Annotated in this window: 19 protein-coding genes; 10 read left to right on the forward strand and 9 right to left on the reverse strand. The window is 69.4% G+C overall.

Translation table 11 applies throughout. From position 1 onward, the window contains the following. Positions 1-3: 3 nt before the first annotated feature. Genes GGR88_RS08415 through GGR88_RS08425 form a run of 3 tightly spaced genes read left to right on the forward strand, consistent with a single transcriptional unit; the run spans position 4 to position 2,422 of the window. The gene (locus GGR88_RS08415) at positions 4-417 is read left to right on the forward strand and encodes an acyl-CoA thioesterase (protein ID WP_167954069.1); all 414 of its coding nucleotides are present in this window, start codon (positions 4-6) and stop codon (positions 415-417) included. Beyond that, complete coding sequence (locus tag GGR88_RS08420) at positions 414-851, forward strand: hypothetical protein (protein ID WP_167951676.1); 438 nt, start codon at positions 414-416, stop codon at positions 849-851. Before GGR88_RS08415 ends, GGR88_RS08420 begins: the two co-directional genes overlap by 4 nt. A gap of 11 nt (positions 852-862) precedes the next feature. After that, complete coding sequence (locus tag GGR88_RS08425; RefSeq protein ID WP_245196473.1) at positions 863-2,422, forward strand: MFS transporter; 1,560 nt, start codon at positions 863-865, stop codon at positions 2,420-2,422. A gap of 40 nt (positions 2,423-2,462) precedes the next feature. On the opposite strand, the gene GGR88_RS08430 is transcribed toward GGR88_RS08425, so the two are convergent. The 7 genes from GGR88_RS08430 to cysQ form a co-directional block, all read right to left on the reverse strand. Then, complete coding sequence (locus GGR88_RS08430; RefSeq protein ID WP_245196474.1) at positions 2,463-3,554, reverse strand: serine hydrolase domain-containing protein; 1,092 nt, start codon at positions 3,552-3,554, stop codon at positions 2,463-2,465. Between the two features lie 81 nt (positions 3,555-3,635). Beyond that, entirely contained in the window at positions 3,636-4,352 is a 717-nt protein-coding gene (locus GGR88_RS08435) for a helix-turn-helix domain-containing protein (protein WP_167954070.1), read from the reverse strand. Positions 4,353-4,510: 158 nt separating this feature from the next. Further along, entirely contained in the window at positions 4,511-5,221 is a 711-nt protein-coding gene (locus GGR88_RS08440; protein WP_167954071.1) for a lipase family protein, read from the reverse strand. Further along, a complete protein-coding gene (locus GGR88_RS08445; RefSeq protein ID WP_167954072.1) occupies positions 5,211-5,840 on the reverse strand; it encodes an ATP-binding cassette domain-containing protein in 630 nt (209 codons plus the stop codon). Before GGR88_RS08445 ends, GGR88_RS08440 begins: the two co-directional genes overlap by 11 nt. Further along, the gene (modB, locus tag GGR88_RS08450; protein ID WP_209023219.1) at positions 5,830-6,516 is read right to left on the reverse strand and encodes a molybdate ABC transporter permease subunit; all 687 of its coding nucleotides are present in this window, start codon (positions 6,514-6,516) and stop codon (positions 5,830-5,832) included. Before modB ends, GGR88_RS08445 begins: the two co-directional genes overlap by 11 nt. Next, entirely contained in the window at positions 6,516-7,262 is a 747-nt protein-coding gene (modA, locus tag GGR88_RS08455; protein WP_167954073.1) for a molybdate ABC transporter substrate-binding protein, read from the reverse strand. Before modA ends, modB begins: the two co-directional genes overlap by 1 nt. Before the next feature lie 76 nt (positions 7,263-7,338). After that, positions 7,339-8,118, reverse strand: coding sequence for a 3'(2'),5'-bisphosphate nucleotidase CysQ (gene cysQ, locus GGR88_RS08460; RefSeq protein WP_167954074.1), 780 nt, complete (start codon positions 8,116-8,118; stop codon positions 7,339-7,341). An 86-nt stretch (positions 8,119-8,204) separates the two neighbouring features. Between cysQ and obgE the strand changes: the two genes are divergently transcribed. From obgE to GGR88_RS08490, 6 genes are all read left to right on the forward strand, one after another. Further along, positions 8,205-9,242 (forward strand): GTPase ObgE, encoded by a 1,038-nt coding sequence (gene obgE, locus GGR88_RS08465; RefSeq protein WP_167954075.1) that lies wholly within the window; start codon positions 8,205-8,207, stop codon positions 9,240-9,242. An 11-nt stretch (positions 9,243-9,253) separates the two neighbouring features. Next, positions 9,254-10,165, forward strand: coding sequence for an NAD-dependent epimerase/dehydratase family protein (locus GGR88_RS08470; RefSeq protein ID WP_167954459.1), 912 nt, complete (start codon positions 9,254-9,256; stop codon positions 10,163-10,165). Between the two features lie 30 nt (positions 10,166-10,195). After that, entirely contained in the window at positions 10,196-10,441 is a 246-nt protein-coding gene (locus GGR88_RS08475; protein ID WP_167954076.1) for an acyl carrier protein, read from the forward strand. Between the two features lie 28 nt (positions 10,442-10,469). Continuing rightward, a complete protein-coding gene (locus GGR88_RS08480; RefSeq protein ID WP_167954077.1) occupies positions 10,470-10,679 on the forward strand; it encodes a DUF4287 domain-containing protein in 210 nt (69 codons plus the stop codon). Between the two features lie 238 nt (positions 10,680-10,917). Then, positions 10,918-12,189: a serine palmitoyltransferase gene (gene spt, locus GGR88_RS08485; protein ID WP_167954078.1), complete on the forward strand. Its 1,272-nt coding sequence runs from the start codon at positions 10,918-10,920 to the stop codon at positions 12,187-12,189. Positions 12,190-12,227: 38 nt separating this feature from the next. Beyond that, on the forward strand, positions 12,228-14,207 hold the full coding sequence (locus GGR88_RS08490) for an ATP-binding protein (protein ID WP_167954079.1): 1,980 nt from the start codon (positions 12,228-12,230) through the stop codon (positions 14,205-14,207). On the opposite strand, the gene GGR88_RS08495 is transcribed toward GGR88_RS08490, so the two are convergent. Both GGR88_RS08495 and GGR88_RS08500 read right to left on the reverse strand, forming a co-directional pair. After that, positions 14,204-15,001, reverse strand: coding sequence for a diacylglycerol kinase family protein (locus tag GGR88_RS08495; protein ID WP_167954080.1), 798 nt, complete (start codon positions 14,999-15,001; stop codon positions 14,204-14,206). The genes GGR88_RS08490 and GGR88_RS08495 overlap by 4 nt on opposite strands. A gap of 4 nt (positions 15,002-15,005) precedes the next feature. After that, entirely contained in the window at positions 15,006-15,506 is a 501-nt protein-coding gene (locus tag GGR88_RS08500) for a DUF2141 domain-containing protein (protein WP_167954081.1), read from the reverse strand. Between the two features lie 122 nt (positions 15,507-15,628). Between GGR88_RS08500 and lptF the strand changes: the two genes are divergently transcribed. Next, positions 15,629-16,825, forward strand: coding sequence for an LPS export ABC transporter permease LptF (lptF, locus tag GGR88_RS08505; RefSeq protein ID WP_167954082.1), 1,197 nt, complete (start codon positions 15,629-15,631; stop codon positions 16,823-16,825). The last annotated feature ends 23 nt before the right edge of the window (positions 16,826-16,848 follow it).

Here is a 16,848-nt window from a genome sequence, read left to right on the forward strand (position 1 = left end):
GCGATGGCCCGCCCCTTCACCCGCCGCTTCGTGGCGCAGGCGGACGACATTGACGAGCTTGGCCACGTCAACAATGCCGTCTGGGTGCGCTGGATCCAGGACGTGGCCGTGGCGCACTGGCGCGCGGTCGCCGATCCGGCGCATGACGCGGCCTATGTCTGGGTCATCACCCGGCACGAGATCGACTACCGCTCCAACCTCAAGGCCGGCGAGGGCGTCACGGCCGAGACCTGGGTGGCCGATGCCCCGCGCGGCGCGCGCTTCGACCGGCTGATGCGCTTCACCGGCGACGATGGCCGCGTGAAGGTGGAGGCGAAGACCACGTGGGCGATCGTCGACCGTGCCAGCGGCCGCCTCGTGCGCGTTCCCGCTGCGGTCGCGGCACCCTTCCTCGAAGCCTCCGGAGACCCGGCATGATCACGCGCGCCCGCCTGCTCGCCACCGCAACGCTGCTCGCCCTCGCCGGCTGCAACGCTGCCCCGTCCGGAGAGCCTGCAGCCAATGCCGCCGCACCCGACACGGCGGCGGTCGAACAGGATCAGGCATCCCCGCCGCCGGCGCCCGATGCTGCATCCACGACGCCGGTCGCCAACCAGCCTGAATATGAGGCTGTGCCGCCCGTCGCCCCGCTCCCCGCCGGTCCCGTCCCCGCCGGCTCCTGCGCCGCGGAGATCGGCGCCGAGGCCGCCACCAGGCTGGCGACCGAATGCCGCGCCGTGTCCCCGGCCACGCGCCCGCCGTGCAATCCCGCCAACAGCTGCGAGCTCATCCGCGCCGAGATCGAGCGTGGCTGCGCAATGCTCGACGAGGCAGACCGCCCGGCCGCATGCGCTGCGCCTGCTGCCGATTAGGTTCGACACCCATGGCTCACGCTCGTGCCACCCCACGGCGCGCCTCCATCTTCGGGGAGCGCTGGCCGCTCTTCTGGGCCGGATGCGCCGCGATCAGCGCCGGTGTCGCCCTCCATCTGCCGATGCTCGCGACGGCGCACGAGATGGGGAACCATCTGTCCGGCATGCCGATGGACGGCTGGATGTATGCCGGCATGGCGCTGATCATGGTCGGCGTGCCGGCGGCGATCTTCGGTGCGCTGCCAAGGCATCGCGTCCGGCACGGCGATGCTGCCGCCACGCTGTTCGAGGCGCCAGACGACACGCGGCTGGGCGGTGCTCATGCGGCCGTTCTCCTGGTGCTCACGCTGGGGCTGATCATCGACACGATGAAGCCGGCAACGCTCGGCTTCGTGCTTCCCGGCATGCGCCAGGAATATGGGATCGCCCCTGCATCCGCGGCGCTCCTCCCGTTCGTGGCGCTGCTCGGCACCACCGTGGGCTCGTTCCTGTGGGGCTGGCTTGCCGACATCTACGGGCGGCGGGTGTCCATTCTGCTGTCGACGATCCTGTTCGTCTCAACATCGATCTGCGGGGCCATGCCGTCCTTCGGATGGAACCTGGTGATGTGCTTTCTCATGGGCTGTTCGGCGGGCGGCATGCTGCCGGTCGTCTACACCTTGCTGGCGGAGGTCATGCCGCCGCGACACCGCAGCTGGGTTCTCGTTCTTGTCGGCGGCACCGGCCTCGTCGGCGGCTATCTCGCGGCGAGCGGCGCAGCCCACCTGTTCGAACCCGCCTTCGGCTGGCGGAGCCTCTGGCTTCAGGGTTTCCCCACCGGGCTGCTGCTGCTCGCGCTCGCGCGGTGGATTCCGGAGTCCCCGCGCTTCCTGATGGGTCAGGGGCGCGAGGAGGAACTCGCGCAGATGGCGCGCCGGTTCGGCATCGTCAGGCGCCCGGCACCTCCGGCGAAGCCGGGTTCGGCTGCCGGCATGCAGGATCATCGCCCCCTGACCGCCGCCCTCGTGATCACCGCCCTCTCGTGGAGCTTCGTCACCTTCGGCCTGCTGCTGTGGCTCCCCTCCGATCTTCAGGCGCGCGGCTACAGCGCCGGTTTGGCCAGCGGGATCATCGCCAGCTCCTCCCTGATCGCCCTGCCGACAATCATGCTCGCCGCGCTGCTCTACAGCCGCTGGAGCAGCAAATGGACGCTGGTCGGAACCATCGTCATGACGTTCCTCGGGCTCGCCGGCGCACTCCTGCCGGCACCCACATTGTCATCGCCGCCGCTTCTGGTCGCCGTCATCGCGACGCTGGTGGTGGGCAGCAACGGCATGATCGCCGTGCTGCTGCCCTATGCGGCCGAGAACTACCCGACGGGTGTACGCGGCCGCGCCACCGGCCTGATCGCCGGCAGCAGCAAGTTCGGCGGCGTGGCGGTGCAGGGCTTCGCGCTGATCGGGCTGATCCCCACGCTGGGCGGCGCGGCCCTGGCGCTCCTCCTGCCGATGGCCGCGTCCACAGGCCTGGTTGCACTGTTCGGCCGAGAAACCCGCGGCCGAAGCCTCCGCGATCTAGAAACCGCGGAGTAGGACGGACCTGCAGCGTGAAGAACCGGCGGTTGAGGCGTCCTCAATCGACCAGGCTGGGCAAGATATGCTCGGTGAGCAATCGCTCCGACAGAGCGTGGGCATTCGGCTGCCCGTAACCCGTGCTTGTGATGACCGCGACCAGTCTCGCCGCCGGCACCACCACAACCTTGTTCCCGCCGTTGCCGTACATCCCGAACGCTTGCACCCGCGCGCCCCGGAAGGTGATCTGCGGCAGCCACGTCAGATATCCATAGTCGCCGCGACTATCGTCGACATGCGCGTGCGGCGTGGTCATTTCCCGCACCCAGGCTTGAGGCAGAACCTGCCGCCCCCCGGCCCTCCCGCCGTCGAGCAGAAGCTGTCCCAGCGCCAGCAGGTCGCGGCTCCTGAGGCTGAGGCCGCCGCCGCCCTGCGCGAAGCCCGTCGGCGCAAACTGCCACTCGGCTCCGACGATCCCCAGCGGCGCGAACAGCGAGCGACCGGCAAAGACGTCGAGCCGCTCTCCCGTCGCACGCTCCAGCATCGCGCCCAGCATTGATACACCCGCGGTGCAGTAGCTCCAGGCACGGCCATAGGGACTGTCTTCGGGCTTACGGCTCCATGCTGGAAAACCTCGAACCGGCAGGTCGAAGGTAAAGCGTACCCAGTCCTCCACCAGGTACATTCGCTCCTCGTTGCCACGGGAAAAGCTGTTGTCGTCGTCGCATTCCAGGATCGAACTCATGGTGAGGAAATCCTCCACCGTGATCGCGTCCTTGCGCGGATCGGGTGCGGCAAAGGGCGCAGCGTCCGCAAAGAACGGCATCACAGGCGCTCCAACCCCCGACAGCTTCCGTTGCTCGATGGCAAGGCCGACCAGCATGGCGGTGACGGTCTTGGTCAGCGACCGGGTGTTTCGCCGCTCCTCGGCGCCACCATCGTCGAAATAGCGTTCGTGCAGCAGTTGGCCGTTCCGGGCGACCAGAATGCTGGTGACGGACCCGAACGCGCCGTCCTTCACCGCCGCATCGATCGCCAGCATCGACCTTTGCTGCGCCGGATTGATGCCGGTTTCCCGCTGCGCCGCGGCTGGCGCCGGGCTCAACAGCGCAAGCGCTGCGATCGTCGCAATCCATTCTTGCCGTCGACCCATTGGCCCCTCTCCATCTCACCGGAATGCGGACGTCTAACGCGGCAACCAGGGCTGGTCTTGAACGTCTGCAACATTCCGGCGCTAGTCGAAGGCCGTTCGAAAGGCGGATGGAGTGACGCCAAAGGCTGATCTGAAACAGCGCGTCAGGTGGGCGTGATCCGAAAAGCCGTGCGCTGCGGCGACCGTCGTGATCGATTGACGCGTCCTCAATGCCGCCGCCACTCGATCGATCCGAACCCGCCGGATCGCTGCGCCTGGCGAGCAGCCGATATGCCGTGCAAAAGCGCGCGCCAAGTGACTGGGATGGACACCGGCACATGCTGCCAAATCATGCACGCGCAACGCCGGATCGTCGGCAAGATCGCGCGCGGCTTCGACGGCGATGCGGAGCCATGACGGCGGTTCCGGTGAAGCGTTCTCACGAGGCAGCAGCGCTGCAGAAAGCGCAACCAGCCCATCCTCCAGTTGAAGCGGCGCGCCCCCGGTCAGCATGGAGGCGATCACCCTGTTTGCCGCCATCCGCGCGGGTCCTGACGTCAGGGCGATTGCGTCGATGATGCCGGCCGGTTCCATCCCATCGGGCACATCGATCGACAAGAAGCGGCCACCGGTTTGCTCGAACCGGTCGCGATGGACGGTTCCAGGCGGATTGTAGACCAGCATAGCAGGCCCGCGCCACGCGTCGGCGCCTGCCGCATCGCTCCGGTAGCCCTCATCGACCGCCAGGATCAGGTGGGCCGTCTCGTGCGAATGCTCGGGTACTTCGTCCGCCGGCACCGTCGCGCGGCGCAGCGCCACCTTGTATCCGACGCACTCACGCTCTGTTGCTGCCGTCCCCAGGAAGGATCGAGAAAGAACGAGCGGCACCGAAACATCTTAGGCCGGGGTGCAGGAAACTCCAGCGAACTGGTTGATCCGGCTCAGCGCCCGGCCATCAGTTCAGGCGGCATCAGCAATCAACCCTCCCAGCATTCCAGCGCGTCCAGCACCGCTTCCAGCGCCGCGGGGGCCCGCACGAAGCCGTTGTGCGAACAATGCACGCGCGCGGTCAGGTCGGCCTCTCCGGTCAGCCCCCGGCTGCAGGCCGGCGCGACGATGCCGTCCAGCGGCGACCACAGCGCAATGGTCGGCACCGGCGGCTTCTCGCCGACGCTCACCTTGATCGGCGGATTGTCGACCGGGTGCCCGTTCAGCCGCTCGTACAGCCGCCACGCCCGGTTGGCGCGCGGATCGCCGGAAAATGGCGTGCCGAGCGTGATCACCTGCGACACGTCGTCCGTCGCAATCTTGGCCGCCTCGCGCGCGTAGAGGCCCCCCAGGCTCCATCCCACCAGCGCGACCGGGCCGTGCAGTGCCGCAACCTCGCGGATGCGCGCGCCCAGCCGGTCGAGCAGATCGGGCGTGACGCCCCGGTTCAGCCCAAGGCCCCATCCCTCCACATGATAATTGGCGGCGGTCAGCGTGTCGCGCAGCGGCCGGGTCAACAGGTCTCGCGACAGAAACCCTGGGATGACCATCACGGCGCGCCCGTGGCCGTCGCGCCCGGCGACGAGCCGGCTGCGCTGCGCACGTCCCGCCAGCCACTCGCCGAACACGCGCGCCTCGCCCAGCTGCGCGCGAAAGCTCGGCGTCAGGCTGTCGTTGAAGGCTGCACCGCTACTCGCCACCACCCATCTCCACCACATGTCCGGCCAACCGGGCGACATCCGCGCGGTCATGGCTCACATAGATCATTGGTAGAGCGAGAGTGTCACGAATCTGTTCCAAAACTGTCAAAATTCCGTCACGCCGTGCCGGATCGAGCGCGGCCAAAGGCTCATCCAGCAACAGCGCGCGCGGCGCGCTCAGCAATGCCCGGCCGATCGCCACCCGCTGCGCCTCGCCGCCCGACAGGTTGCGCGGCCAGCGATCGAGCAGATGGCCGATGCCCAGCAGGTCCACCGTCTCGTCCCGCGTGATCCATCGCTCCTCCGCGATCCTCAACCGCGCGCCATAATCCAGGTTCCAGCCGACCCGGCGGTGCGGGAACAGCCGGTGCTCCTGAAAGACATAGCCGATGCGCCGCTGCTCGGGCGGCACATCCGCGCCGCCGGCGTCGAACAGCGTGTCGCCGTCCAGCCGGACATGCCCCGCGTCCGGGCGCAGCAGCCCGGCCACCATGTTGAGCAGGCTCGTTTTGCCGGCACCCGACGAGCCCACCACCGCCACCACCCGCGCGTCGGTGACGATGCGCGCCGCGATCTCGCGCCGGCCCAGCTGCCGCCGGACGTCGATGTCAAAGGACATGCGCCTGCCCATGCCGCCGCGCCAGCCATTCGGATGCCACCAGCGCCGCCAGCGACAGCGCGATCGAGATGAGCGACAGCCGCAGCACCGCCGCCTCGCCCCCCGGCAGCTGCAGCGCCGAATAGATGGCCAGCGGCAACGTGCGGGTCTCGTTCGGGATGTTAGATGCAAAGGTGACAGTGGCGCCGAATTCACCGATCGACCGGGCGAACCCCAGTACCAGACCCGCCAGCATGCCCGGCAGCGCCAGCGGCAGCGAGATGGTCCAGCGCACCCGCCACCATCCCGCGCCCAGCGTCCGCGCCGCCGCCTCCAGCCGCGGGTCGACCGCCTCGATCGACAGCCGCATCGCCCGCACCATCAGCGGCAACGCCATCACCGCCGCCGCCAGCGCCGCGCCCGTCCAGCGGAACACCAGCACGACGCCGAAGCTTCGCTCCAGCCACGCCCCCACCGGCCCGGCCGGCCCGAACAGGATCAGCAGCAGCCAGCCGGTCACCACCGGCGGAATGACCAGCGGCAGGTGAACCAGCGCGTCCAGCAGGATCTTGCCCGGAAAGCGCCACCGCGCCAGCACCCACGCCAGCCCCAGCGCCACGGGGAAGCTTGCGCCGACCGCGACCAGGCTAATCCGCGCCGACAGGGCGACGATCGCCCATTCCTCCGCCGACAGCATCAGGCCGGGTCGAGAAAGCCGTGCCGCCGGAAGATCGCCCGCGCCTCGCGCCCCAGCAGGAAGCGGCGGAACCGCTCGGCCGCCGGGTTGGCGGATCGTGCCACCCGCGCGATTGGATAGCGGATCGGCGGATGGCTGGCGGCCGGGAAGGTGCCGATCACCCGCACGCCCGATGCTTCGCGCACGTCCGTCGCATAGACGATGCCGAGCGGCGCCGCCCCCCGCTCCACCAGCGCCAGCGCGGCCCGCACGCTCTCGGCCGGCGCTAGGCGATCGGCGAGCGATGCCCAGACACCCAGCCGCTGCAGCGCGGCGCGGGCATAGCGCCCGGCCGGCACGCCCGCGGGGTCGCCGATCGCCAGCCGCCCGCTGCCCAGCGCCTGCGCCAGCGGAAAGCGCGGCCGGATGACGAGCGGGCCACGAAAGCCCCGCCCGGCCACCAGCACCAGCCGGTTCGAGACCAGTGTCGCGCGGCTGCGGGGCGCGATCAGCCCGCGCGCCGCCAGCTGGTCCATCCATGGCTCGTCCGCCGACACGAACAGGTCGGCAGGCGCTCCCCCGATGATCTGCCGCGCAAGTGCAGAGGACGCCGCAAAGCTCAGCACCGGCCGCGGCTGGCCGGTCCGGGCAAAGGCATCGGCTGCGGCGGTCAGCGCCTCCTGCATGGATGCGGCCGCCAGCACCACGGGCGCCCGCTGCGCGCGCACCGTGCCGGGTGACAGCGCCGTCAGGACGGTCGCCACCATGAAAGCGAAGGCCCGGAACAGGCTCCTTGTCGTCATCGCGCCATGTTGCACGCGACCGCGGCGCGCGCCAGCATCCTCACGGCAGCGGAGGGTCGAACGCGCCCGCCGCGACGAACGGCGGGTTCGCGCAGCCGCGCTTGCCGTAGCGAAGGGGCGCGCCGCTCGCCGTGAGCACCCGGCCGCCCGCCGCCTCCAGCACCGCCTGCCCCGCCGCGATGTCCCATTCGGACGTCGGCCCGTGCCGCGGATAAAGGTCCGCCGCGCCTTCTGCGATCAGGCACAGTTTCAGCGACGATCCGATCCGGTCGATCTGCGTCACCCCCGCCCGCGCGAACCAGTCGCGCGTCTCCGCGCTGTCCACGCTGCGCGACGCCAGCCCGACCGGCGAAGCGTCCGGCACCCGCGCGCGCACCGGCCGGCGCGGTCCTCCGGGCAGGTCGCGCGTCCAGGCATCGCCCGCCACGACGTCCCCGCCCCACAGCCGCCCCAGCGCTGGCGCGGAGACGATCGCCAGCGTCGCGCGACCCGCCTCCACCAGCGCGATGTTGACCGTATGGTGGTCGCGCCCGTCCACAAACTCGCGCGTCCCGTCGAGCGGGTCGACCAGGAAGAATCGCTCCGGCGCCTCCGGAATCCCCCGGGCGGCGCACTGCTCCTCCGCGATCACCGGGATGGACGGCGCCGCCGCCGCCAGCGCGGCCAGGATGATGCGTTCGGCGGCCTCGTCGGCTTCGGTCACCGGCGATAGGTCGGACTTGGTCCGGGCCGAGATGCCCCCATCGCGCACGCGCAGGATCTCGGTCCCCGCCGCCACGGCGGCCGCATCCATCCGCAACAACAGCGCATCACGATCCATCCACCCGCATGTAGGGGCATGGCGCCGCCGGGCACAGCCCCTCCCGCCGTGCTTGCCTTTTTGCGCGCCATCCTTAGGTGCCGGCCATGCATTTTCTGGATCAGGCCAAGATCTTCGTCCGCTCGGGCGCGGGTGGGCCGGGAGCGGTCAGCTTCCGGCGCGAGAAGTTCATGGAATATGGCGGCCCCGACGGCGGCAATGGCGGCAAGGGCGGCGACATCGTGTTCGAAGCGGTGGCCGGCCTCAACACGCTCATTGACTTCCGCTACACGCAGCATTTCCGTGCCGAGCGCGGCCATGGCGGCGCCGGCGCCAACCGCACGGGCGCGGGCGGCGAGGACACGGTGATCAAGGTGCCCGTCGGCACCCAGATTCTGTCCGACGACAAGGAGCATGTGCTGGCCGACTTCACCGAGGTCGGGCAGCGGCGCGTGTTCCTGCGCGGTGGCGACGGTGGCCGCGGCAACATGAGCTACAAGTCCTCGACCAACCGCGCGCCGCGCCAGCACGGCACCGGCTGGCCGGCGGAGGAGATGTGGGTCTGGCTGCGGCTGAAGCTGCTCGCCGATGCCGGGCTGGTCGGCTTGCCCAATGCGGGCAAGTCCACCTTCATCAACGCCGTCACCAACGCCAAGGCGAAGGTCGGCGATTATCCCTTCACCACCACCCGGCCGCAGCTTGGCGTCGTCAGCCACCGCGACCGCGAATTCGTGATCGCCGACATCCCAGGCCTCATCGAAGGCGCCGCCGAGGGCGCCGGCATCGGCGACCGCTTCCTCGGCCATATCGAGCGCTGCCGCGTCCTTCTCCACCTCGTCGACGCCGATGGGGAGGATCCGGTCGCTGCCTACCGCACGGTGATGGGGGAGCTTGACGCCTATGGCGCCGGGCTGGCGGACAAGCCGCAGGTGCTTGCCCTCAACAAGGTGGACACGCTGGACGAGGAACTGACGGCCGAGCTCGCCGACATGCTCCGCGCCGAAAGCGGGGCGGACGTGCTGCCGCTGTCGGGCGCGACCGGCGCCGGGCTCGATGCCGTGCTCGACCGGCTGCTGGAGGAGATCGCCCCGCCCGCACCCGCGGCCGACCAGGCCGGCGACGACAAGCCCTGGTCCCCGCTGTGACGGCAGGATCGCTGCCGGTGCTTGCGATCACCGGCGGCACCGGCTTCGTCGGCGGCACGCTGCTGCGCCACGCGGCGCTCCGCCACCACCATGTCCGCGCGCTCGCCAGGCGACCGCAGCCCGCCATGCGCGGGGTCGACTGGATCGGCGGTTCGCTGGAGGATCCCGCCGCGCTTGCACGGCTGATGGAGGGCGCCGACGCCGTCATCCATGTCGCCGGCCTCACCACCGCGCGCGATCGCGCCGGGTTCGAGGCGGGCAATGTCCTCGGCACGCTTGCCGTCGTGGAGGCCGCCGCGGCCGCCGGCATCCGGCGGTTCGTCAACGTGTCCTCGCTCGCCGCGCGGGAGCCGGATCTGTCGGATTATGGCTGGTCCAAGTTCCGCGCCGAACAGATCGTCGCCGCCAGCGGCCTCGACTGGACCAGCGTGCGCCCGCCCGCCGTGTTCGGACCCGGCGACCGCGACATCCTCGAACTGTTCAAGATGGCGCGGCGCGGCGTCGTGCTGCTGCCTCCCGGCGGCCGCCTGTCGGTGATCGAGGCGAGCGACCTGTCGCGCCTCCTCCTGTCGCTCGTTCCCGCGTCCGACACGATCGGCCAGACCTACGAACCCGACGACGGCACGCCCGGCGGCTGGAGCCAGGCGGGCTTTGCCGAGGCGATCGGGGCTGCGGTCGGCCGCTCCCGCATCGTCGCGCTCCACGCGCCGCGCCCCGTTTTGTCCATCGCGTCGCGCCTGGACCGCCTCTTTCGCGGACGCCGGGCCAAGCTCACGCGCGACCGCGCCGCCTATTACAGCCATCCCGACTGGGTGGCCGATCCCGCGCGGCGCCCGCCGGCCGACATCTGGAACCCGCATGTCGACACGCGCGCGGGGCTTGTCGCGACCGCCAACAGCTACCGCGCCGCGGGGTGGTTGTAGGCGGGCACTCCCGGCTTTAAAGCGCGGGGCATGACCGACCGCGCCCAGACCTTCGCCCGCGTTGCCGAACAGATCGAACCCTTCAACAAGAAGGGCGTCGACGTGACGGACGCCACCACCTTCCAGGGCGATCTCGAATGGGACAGCCTCACCGTCATGGATTTCGTGGCGGCGGTGGAGGACACGTTCGACATCACCATCACCATGAACATGCAGGCGGAGATCGAGACGGTCGGCCAGCTCGTCGACGCGGTGGACAAGCTCCAGCAGGGCTGAAACGGCGCCGGAAGCGGAGGGACCTGCGATGACCGACAAGGTGAAGGGTCCCGCCTCCTACTTCCCCGCGATCGAGCAGAAATACGGCCAGCCGATCGCCCATTGGCAGGCGATCATCCGCAGTCACCTGCCGGCAAAGCACATGGATCTGGTCGCCAGGCTCAAGACCGACCACGGCATGGGCCACGGCCACGCCAACGCGCTCGTCGCGCATGTGCTGGCAGAGGACAAAGGCTGACGCCTCTCTCGGCCACGCACGTGCGCGGCGATCGCGCTGTCCTACAGCCCCGCTTCTGTGCCAGACATTCCGCCATGTCGCCCGCATCTGCCCCGCTCTACCTCACAGTTGCTTCCTCGACCCTCCTTGGAGACCCGAAGTTGACGGGGACGTGTCGTCAACTTTGTCAACTTTCGCGCCCGGTCACTCACGTCCACGCGCCCTACCCACGCCGCAATCGGCGGGTTATGGCGCGGCCATGACCGAAGCTGCCGTGACCCCGCACCAGACCGCGATCGATCCCGCGCCCGTGGCGCCCGAGCGCGACCTCCTGTCCAAGTTCGATGCCCTGATCGCGGAGCGGCAGGCGCTGATCGACACCGGCGTGCGCGATCCGTTCGCGATCGTCATGGAAAAGGTGCTCTCACCCACGCTGGCGATCATCAAGGGGCGCGAGACGATCCTGCTCGGCACCTACAATTACATGGGCATGACCTTCGATCCGGACGTGGTCGCCGCCGGCAAGGCCGCTCTCGATGCGTTCGGCTCGGGCACCACCGGCAGCCGCGTCCTCAACGGCACCTACTCCCCGCACAAGGATTGCGAGGAGGCGCTCAAGGAGTTCTACGGCACCGATCACGCCATGGTCTTCTCGACCGGCTACCAGGCAAACCTCGGCATCATCTCGACGCTTGCCGGCAAGGGCGAATACATCATCCTCGACGCCGACAGCCACGCGTCGATCTACGACGGTTGCGGCCTCGGCAATGCGGAGGTGGTCCGCTTCCGCCACAATTCGGTCGAGGATCTCGACAAGCGGCTCGGCCGCCTGCCGAAGGAGCCGGGCAAGCTGGTCGTGCTGGAAGGCGTCTATTCCATGCTTGGCGACATCGCCCCGCTGCCGGAAATGGTCGCCGTCGCCAAGAAGCACGGCGCCATGGTGCTGGTGGACGAGGCGCACGGCATGGGCTTCTTCGGCCCCAACGGCCGCGGCGTGTATGAGGAACAGGGCGTCGCCGACGATGTCGACTTCGTGGTCGGCACCTTCTCGAAGTCGGTCGGCACGGTGGGCGGCTTTTGCGTGTCCAACCATCCGAAGTTCGACGTTATGCGGCTCGTCTGCCGACCTTATGTCTTCACCGCCTCGCTTCCCCCGTCGGTCGTCGCCACAGCCGCGACCTCGATCCGCAAGCTTCGCCACGCCGCCGACAAGCGTGCTCACCTGTGGCAGAACAGCCGGCGGCTCCACGGCGGGCTGAAGGACCTGGGCTTCACGCTCGGCACCGACACGCCGCAGTCGGCGATCATCGCCGTGATCCTGCACGATCAGACGCAGGCGGTGGCGATGTGGCAGGCGCTCCTGGAACAGGGCCTGTACGTCAACATGGCCCGCCCGCCCGCGACGCCGGCGGGCATGTTCCTGCTGCGCTGCTCGCTGTGCGCGGAACATACGGCCGAACAGGTCGAACAGATCATCGGCATGTTCGATGCGGCCGGCCGTGCCACAGGCGCGATCGGCTCGGGAACTTAAACATCTCGTTAACCATCCGGCCCTAGCGTGGGCTGGCGATGAGTTATGTGTCCCCGCTTCCGTCCGCGCCGCGCGTCGACTTCCGGCGCTATCTCGGCTGGCTGGCGGCGGCGCTTGGCATGCTGTCGGTCATCGCCATCATCCTGCTCGTCAGCAACGTCTCCGCCGCCAACCGGCAGCGCGATGCCGCGCTCGCCGAACAGCAACGCAGCTTCGGCGTCATGCTGCAGGCACGATCGCTGGAAAGCACGCTGACGAAGGCGGAGGCGGCGCTTGGCCGCTATGTGCTCTCCAGCGACATCGATGTCGGCCGCTTCTATTATCAGGAATGGCGCCGCGCCGGTGCGATCATCGACCGGCTGGAACGCGACACGCGCGAGGATCCCGCGCAGCAGGCGATGCTGCGCCGGCTCCGCCTGACCTATGACGAGCGTGGCCGCGAACTGTCGCAATCGGCGCTGCGCACCGCCTACGGCCAGGGCATGAACGGCATCGGCCTCTACCATCAGGCCGCGCGGGCGGAGAGCCTGCAGCAGATGGCCGACCTGCTGAACGACCTGATCGCGAGCGAGCGGCGCAATCTCTCCTCGCGTTCCCGCGACGCGACGGAGCTCGTCAACAGCTCCAACCGCATCGCCTCGCGGCTCAGCATGTTCGGCATCCTGCTGATCCTCGGCGCCGGTCTGCTCGCCTGGCTCACCGCCCGCGCCGTCGGCCAGCGCCGCCTTGCCGACCGCGACATGGAAGCGTCGGCGCTTCGTGCGGAGGTGCTGGAGGAGGCGGTGGCGCTTCGCACCGCCGAACTCAGCGACGCGAACGAACGGCTGCGCGCCGAAGCAGCCGAGCGTGCCGCGGCCGAGGCGCAGTTGCGCCAGGCCCACAAGATGGAAGCCGTAGGCAAGCTCACCGGCGGCATCGCGCATGATTTCAACAACATGCTGGCGGTCGTCACCGGCGGCCTGGAACTCGCCCGGCGCCGCATCCACAATCGCCCGACCGAAGCGATGCAGCAGATCGACAAGGCGATGGAAGGCGCGGTCCGCGCCGCCGCGCTCACCCGTCGCCTGCTCGCCTTTTCACGCGCCGAGCCGCTGATGCCGGCCGCGCACGATCCCGCCGCCCTGATCGCCGGGATGACCGATCTCCTTGATCGCTCGCTTGGCGAACAGATCCGCGTCCACACCGATCTTGCGCCCGGTGCCTGGCCGATCTGGGTCGACCGTCTGCAGCTCGAAAACGCCATCCTGAACCTGGCGGTCAATGCCCGCGATGCGATGGAGCGCGGCGGCATCCTGACCATCCGCACCGCCAACCGCCTGCTCTCGCCCGGCCACCAGGCGGATCTCGATCCCGGCGATTACCTCGCGATCGAGGTATCGGACGATGGCTGCGGCATGTCCGCGGAGGTGCTGGACCGGGTGTTCGAACCCTTTTTCACCACCAAGCCGGTCGGTCTCGGGACGGGCTTGGGACTCAGCCAGGTGTTCGGCTTCGTCGGCCAGTCGTCGGGCAAGGTCCTGATCGCCTCGGCACCCGGGCGCGGCACCACCGTCACCTTGCTGCTGCCCCGCTACACAGGCCTGCTGGCGGTGCCGGCCGATGCCGCGCCGGCACGGCCGGTGGAGATCGACGCAACCGGCCGCACCATCCTGGTGATCGAGGACGACGCCCGCGTGCTCTCCGCCACGGTCGACACGCTCATCGAGCTTGGTCACCGCCCGATCGCCTGCAACCGGCCCGAACGTGCGGCGGATCTGCTCGCCGCGTCGGGGCCGGTCGACCTCATCCTGTCGGACGTCGTCATGGCGGGGATGTCGGGGCCGGAACTGGTGTCGATGCTCGTGCGCCAGGCGCCCGACGCCGCCGTGCTGTTCGTGACCGGCTTCACCGGGGAGGCCGACGAGGCCGATTTCGGCGGCTATCCGGTGCTCCGAAAGCCCTTCTCGATGCGCGCGCTGGAGCTTGCGGTGGATAGCGCCTGCGACCAGCGCCCCGGCGTTACCCCGATCGCGGCCTAGGCGGCCAGCTTCAGGAAGGTCACGGGCGCCGCCGGCTCGAGCCGCATCGTCGGTCCGGCGATGGCCGCGCCATCAAGCAGCAGCCGGTCCGCGCCGTCGATCGCCACATCGTCGCACCGGGTGCCATGACCGCCTGTTGCCCACGGCATTCCGAGCCGCCCCGTGATGGCAGCGGCCGCGGCACTCAAGGCCGCGCGCCAGCCTGCCTCCACCGCCAGCATCGTCAGCCGCGGCGTCTCCGCCCGGCCCTCCGCCTGGTTGCCGACCACCACCAGCCTTGAGAACCGCCCGCTGATCTTTGCACCTCTGTCGGCGGAAGCGCGCAGGCTGATCGACCTTCGGCCAGCCGTCCGCACCATCAGCCCCAGCCGCCTCAGCCCACCGGCCGTAACGGCGACCGGCACCCGATTGATCAATCGACCGCCAAGCCCGGCCCGCGCCAGGCGCGCCGCCTGCTCCAGCCCTTCGACCGAACATCCGGGGCTCCCCAACATGTGGGGCACCACGTCGGCCGCTCCTCCGCCCAGCGCCGCGATCGGCGGCGGCGTGGCACCGAACGGTTGCCGCGCTTCCATCACGGTCAGCACCTCGCTCACCGTCGCGTCGTCGCCAACTATGGCGAGCACGCGGGGACGGACCAGTGCGATCGTCGCAAGCGCGGTCTCCACGTCCCCGCCCTCGTCCACTTCGTAGTGGAACACGTCGCCACGCCGGCCGCAGCGCTCGCGCAGCTTCGGCAGCAGGACCGCGACCGCAGCCGTGCGCGCGTCGGACAGGAGGGCGACGTCGGTCACGTGATCACGGGTTCCGGCGGATCGGTCCGATCGACAGCCCGCGAAGATAGTTGAGCGTGATCGGCACGGGCGTCACCCGGCCCGCGCCGGCATCCACCCGGACGCTGTCATAGGACGGATTGCGGCGGGAGATCGCCTGCCCCAGCGACAGCCGCGGATTGTTGGAAAAGCCGCCCCCATCGCCGCGGTCCGATCGACCGTCGCCATTGGCGTCGTGGCGGATCGACACGGCATAGTCGCCCGCGCCCGGCAACGGCACGCACACGTCGACCGGCCCCGATCCGCGCGGCACCGGAACCTCGATCCGGCTCACCCGGCGGTGCCCGTCGGCATAGTTGGCGGCGCCTGCATAGGTCTGCACGCGAAGGGTCCCGGCGCGCTCCTTGAAGCCGCTGACGCTCACCAGCAGCGCGGTGCCGCGGCAGGCAGCTGGCTGTGCCAGCGCCGCTCCGCCCGGGATTATCATGGCCGCCATCGCGGCGGCAGCCAGCGGATATTTGCGCATGACCTCTCCTTGTACCAACGCTATAGCCCGGACGGATCGGCACGGCCGTCCGGGCTCTTGGATCGGGAGATTGGCGTCGTTTACGGCCAAAACATGGTGTCCACACGTCTGAAATCTGAACGATGCTGACCGCCACGGATCGCTATCTCGCCCGCTTGATCGCGCTGCCGCTGTTCGGCACGCTGATCGTGGCGGCGATGCTGCTCATCCTCGACAAGATGTTGCGCCTGTTCGATTTCGTCGCGGCTGAAGGTGGCCCCGTCGGCGTCGTGTGGCGCATGCTCGCCAACCAGATTCCGGAATATCTCGGGCTGGGCATCCCGATCGGCCTGATGCTCGGCATCCTGCTCGCCTTCCGCAAGCTCGCCACCTCGTCGGAGCTCGACGTGTTCCAGGCGGTGGGCGTCGGTTACACCCGCCTGCTGCGCGTGCCGTATCTTTACGCGCTGGGGCTGATGGCGGTGAACCTCCTCATCGTCGGCTTCATCCAGCCCAATGCCCGCTACGCCTATGAACAGCTCGAGTTCGAATTGCGCTCGGGCGCGCTCGGCGCGTCCATCAACGTGGGCGAATTCACCAACCTCGGACAGGATCTCACGCTCCGGATCGAGACGAGCCGCGATGGCGGGCGGGAGCTGAGCGGCATCTTCGTGCGTGCGGAGGACGGTCGCAACGAACTGTCAGTGTCGGCGGAACGCGGAACGTTCCTTGCCACCAGCGACCTCAACACCATCGTCCTGCGGCTGACGAACGGCACGCTCATCCACAATTCGCCAAGCTTCACCGTGCCCCGCGTGCTCAGCTTCTCGCAGCACGACCTGCCGATCGACCTGCCGCAGCTGGATGCGTTCCGTGCCCGCGGCGACAGCGACCGGGAGCTGACCATCCCGGAGCTGTTCCGCACCGGCCGCGCCGTCGACACGCCGGTGGTGACCCGCAACGAGGTGCGCGCCAACTTCCACTTCCGCATCGTGGAAGTCGCATCCATGCTGCTCCTGCCGCTGCTCGCGGTGGCATTGGCGGTGCCGCCCAAGCGGTCGACCTCGGGGCTCGGCCTTTTCCTCTCGATCGTGATCGTCGTGACCTATCACAAGGTCAACGAATATGGTGAGGCGATCGCCGCGCTGGGGCGGGTTCATCCGGTGGTGGCGCTCTGGGTGCCCTTTGCGCTGTTCGCGGCACTGATCTTCTGGATGTACCGCACCCTCGCCTTCAAGCCCGGCGGCCAGCCGATCGGCGCGCTGGAACGCGGCTTCGGCAAGATCGGGAAGCGCATCCGGCGCGGCTTCACCCGCACGCGCCGTCCGGCGGAGGCGTGATCCGGTGACATCCTTCTTCCCGT

Source organism: Sphingomonas jejuensis (assembly GCF_011927695.1).
Classification (GTDB): domain Bacteria; phylum Pseudomonadota; class Alphaproteobacteria; order Sphingomonadales; family Sphingomonadaceae; genus Sphingomonas_K; species Sphingomonas_K jejuensis.

Bases quoted from the DNA above. Each gene is read 5' to 3' on its own strand.
- GGR88_RS08480 (WP_167954077.1), top strand. From the start codon at position 10,470: ATGACCGACAAGGTGAAGGGTCCCGCCTCCTACTTCCCCGCGATCGAG.
- GGR88_RS08420 (WP_167951676.1), top strand. From the start codon at position 414: ATGATCACGCGCGCCCGCCTGCTCGCCACCGCAACGCTGCTCGCCCTC.
- spt (WP_167954078.1), top strand. From the start codon at position 10,918: ATGACCGAAGCTGCCGTGACCCCGCACCAGACCGCGATCGATCCCGCG.
- GGR88_RS08415 (WP_167954069.1), top strand. From the start codon at position 4: ATGGCCCGCCCCTTCACCCGCCGCTTCGTGGCGCAGGCGGACGACATT.
- lptF (WP_167954082.1), top strand. From the start codon at position 15,629: ATGCTGACCGCCACGGATCGCTATCTCGCCCGCTTGATCGCGCTGCCG.
- cysQ (WP_167954074.1), bottom strand. From the start codon at position 8,118: ATGGATCGTGATGCGCTGTTGTTGCGGATGGATGCGGCCGCCGTGGCG.
- GGR88_RS08430 (WP_245196474.1), bottom strand. From the start codon at position 3,554: ATGGGTCGACGGCAAGAATGGATTGCGACGATCGCAGCGCTTGCGCTG.
- obgE (WP_167954075.1), top strand. From the start codon at position 8,205: ATGCATTTTCTGGATCAGGCCAAGATCTTCGTCCGCTCGGGCGCGGGT.
- GGR88_RS08475 (WP_167954076.1), top strand. From the start codon at position 10,196: ATGACCGACCGCGCCCAGACCTTCGCCCGCGTTGCCGAACAGATCGAA.
- modB (WP_209023219.1), bottom strand. From the start codon at position 6,516: ATGCTGTCGGCGGAGGAATGGGCGATCGTCGCCCTGTCGGCGCGGATT.
- GGR88_RS08500 (WP_167954081.1), bottom strand. From the start codon at position 15,506: ATGCGCAAATATCCGCTGGCTGCCGCCGCGATGGCGGCCATGATAATC.
- GGR88_RS08490 (WP_167954079.1), top strand. From the start codon at position 12,228: ATGAGTTATGTGTCCCCGCTTCCGTCCGCGCCGCGCGTCGACTTCCGG.
- modA (WP_167954073.1), bottom strand. From the start codon at position 7,262: ATGGTGGCGACCGTCCTGACGGCGCTGTCACCCGGCACGGTGCGCGCG.
- GGR88_RS08425 (WP_245196473.1), top strand. From the start codon at position 863: ATGGCTCACGCTCGTGCCACCCCACGGCGCGCCTCCATCTTCGGGGAG.
- GGR88_RS08445 (WP_167954072.1), bottom strand. From the start codon at position 5,840: ATGTCCTTTGACATCGACGTCCGGCGGCAGCTGGGCCGGCGCGAGATC.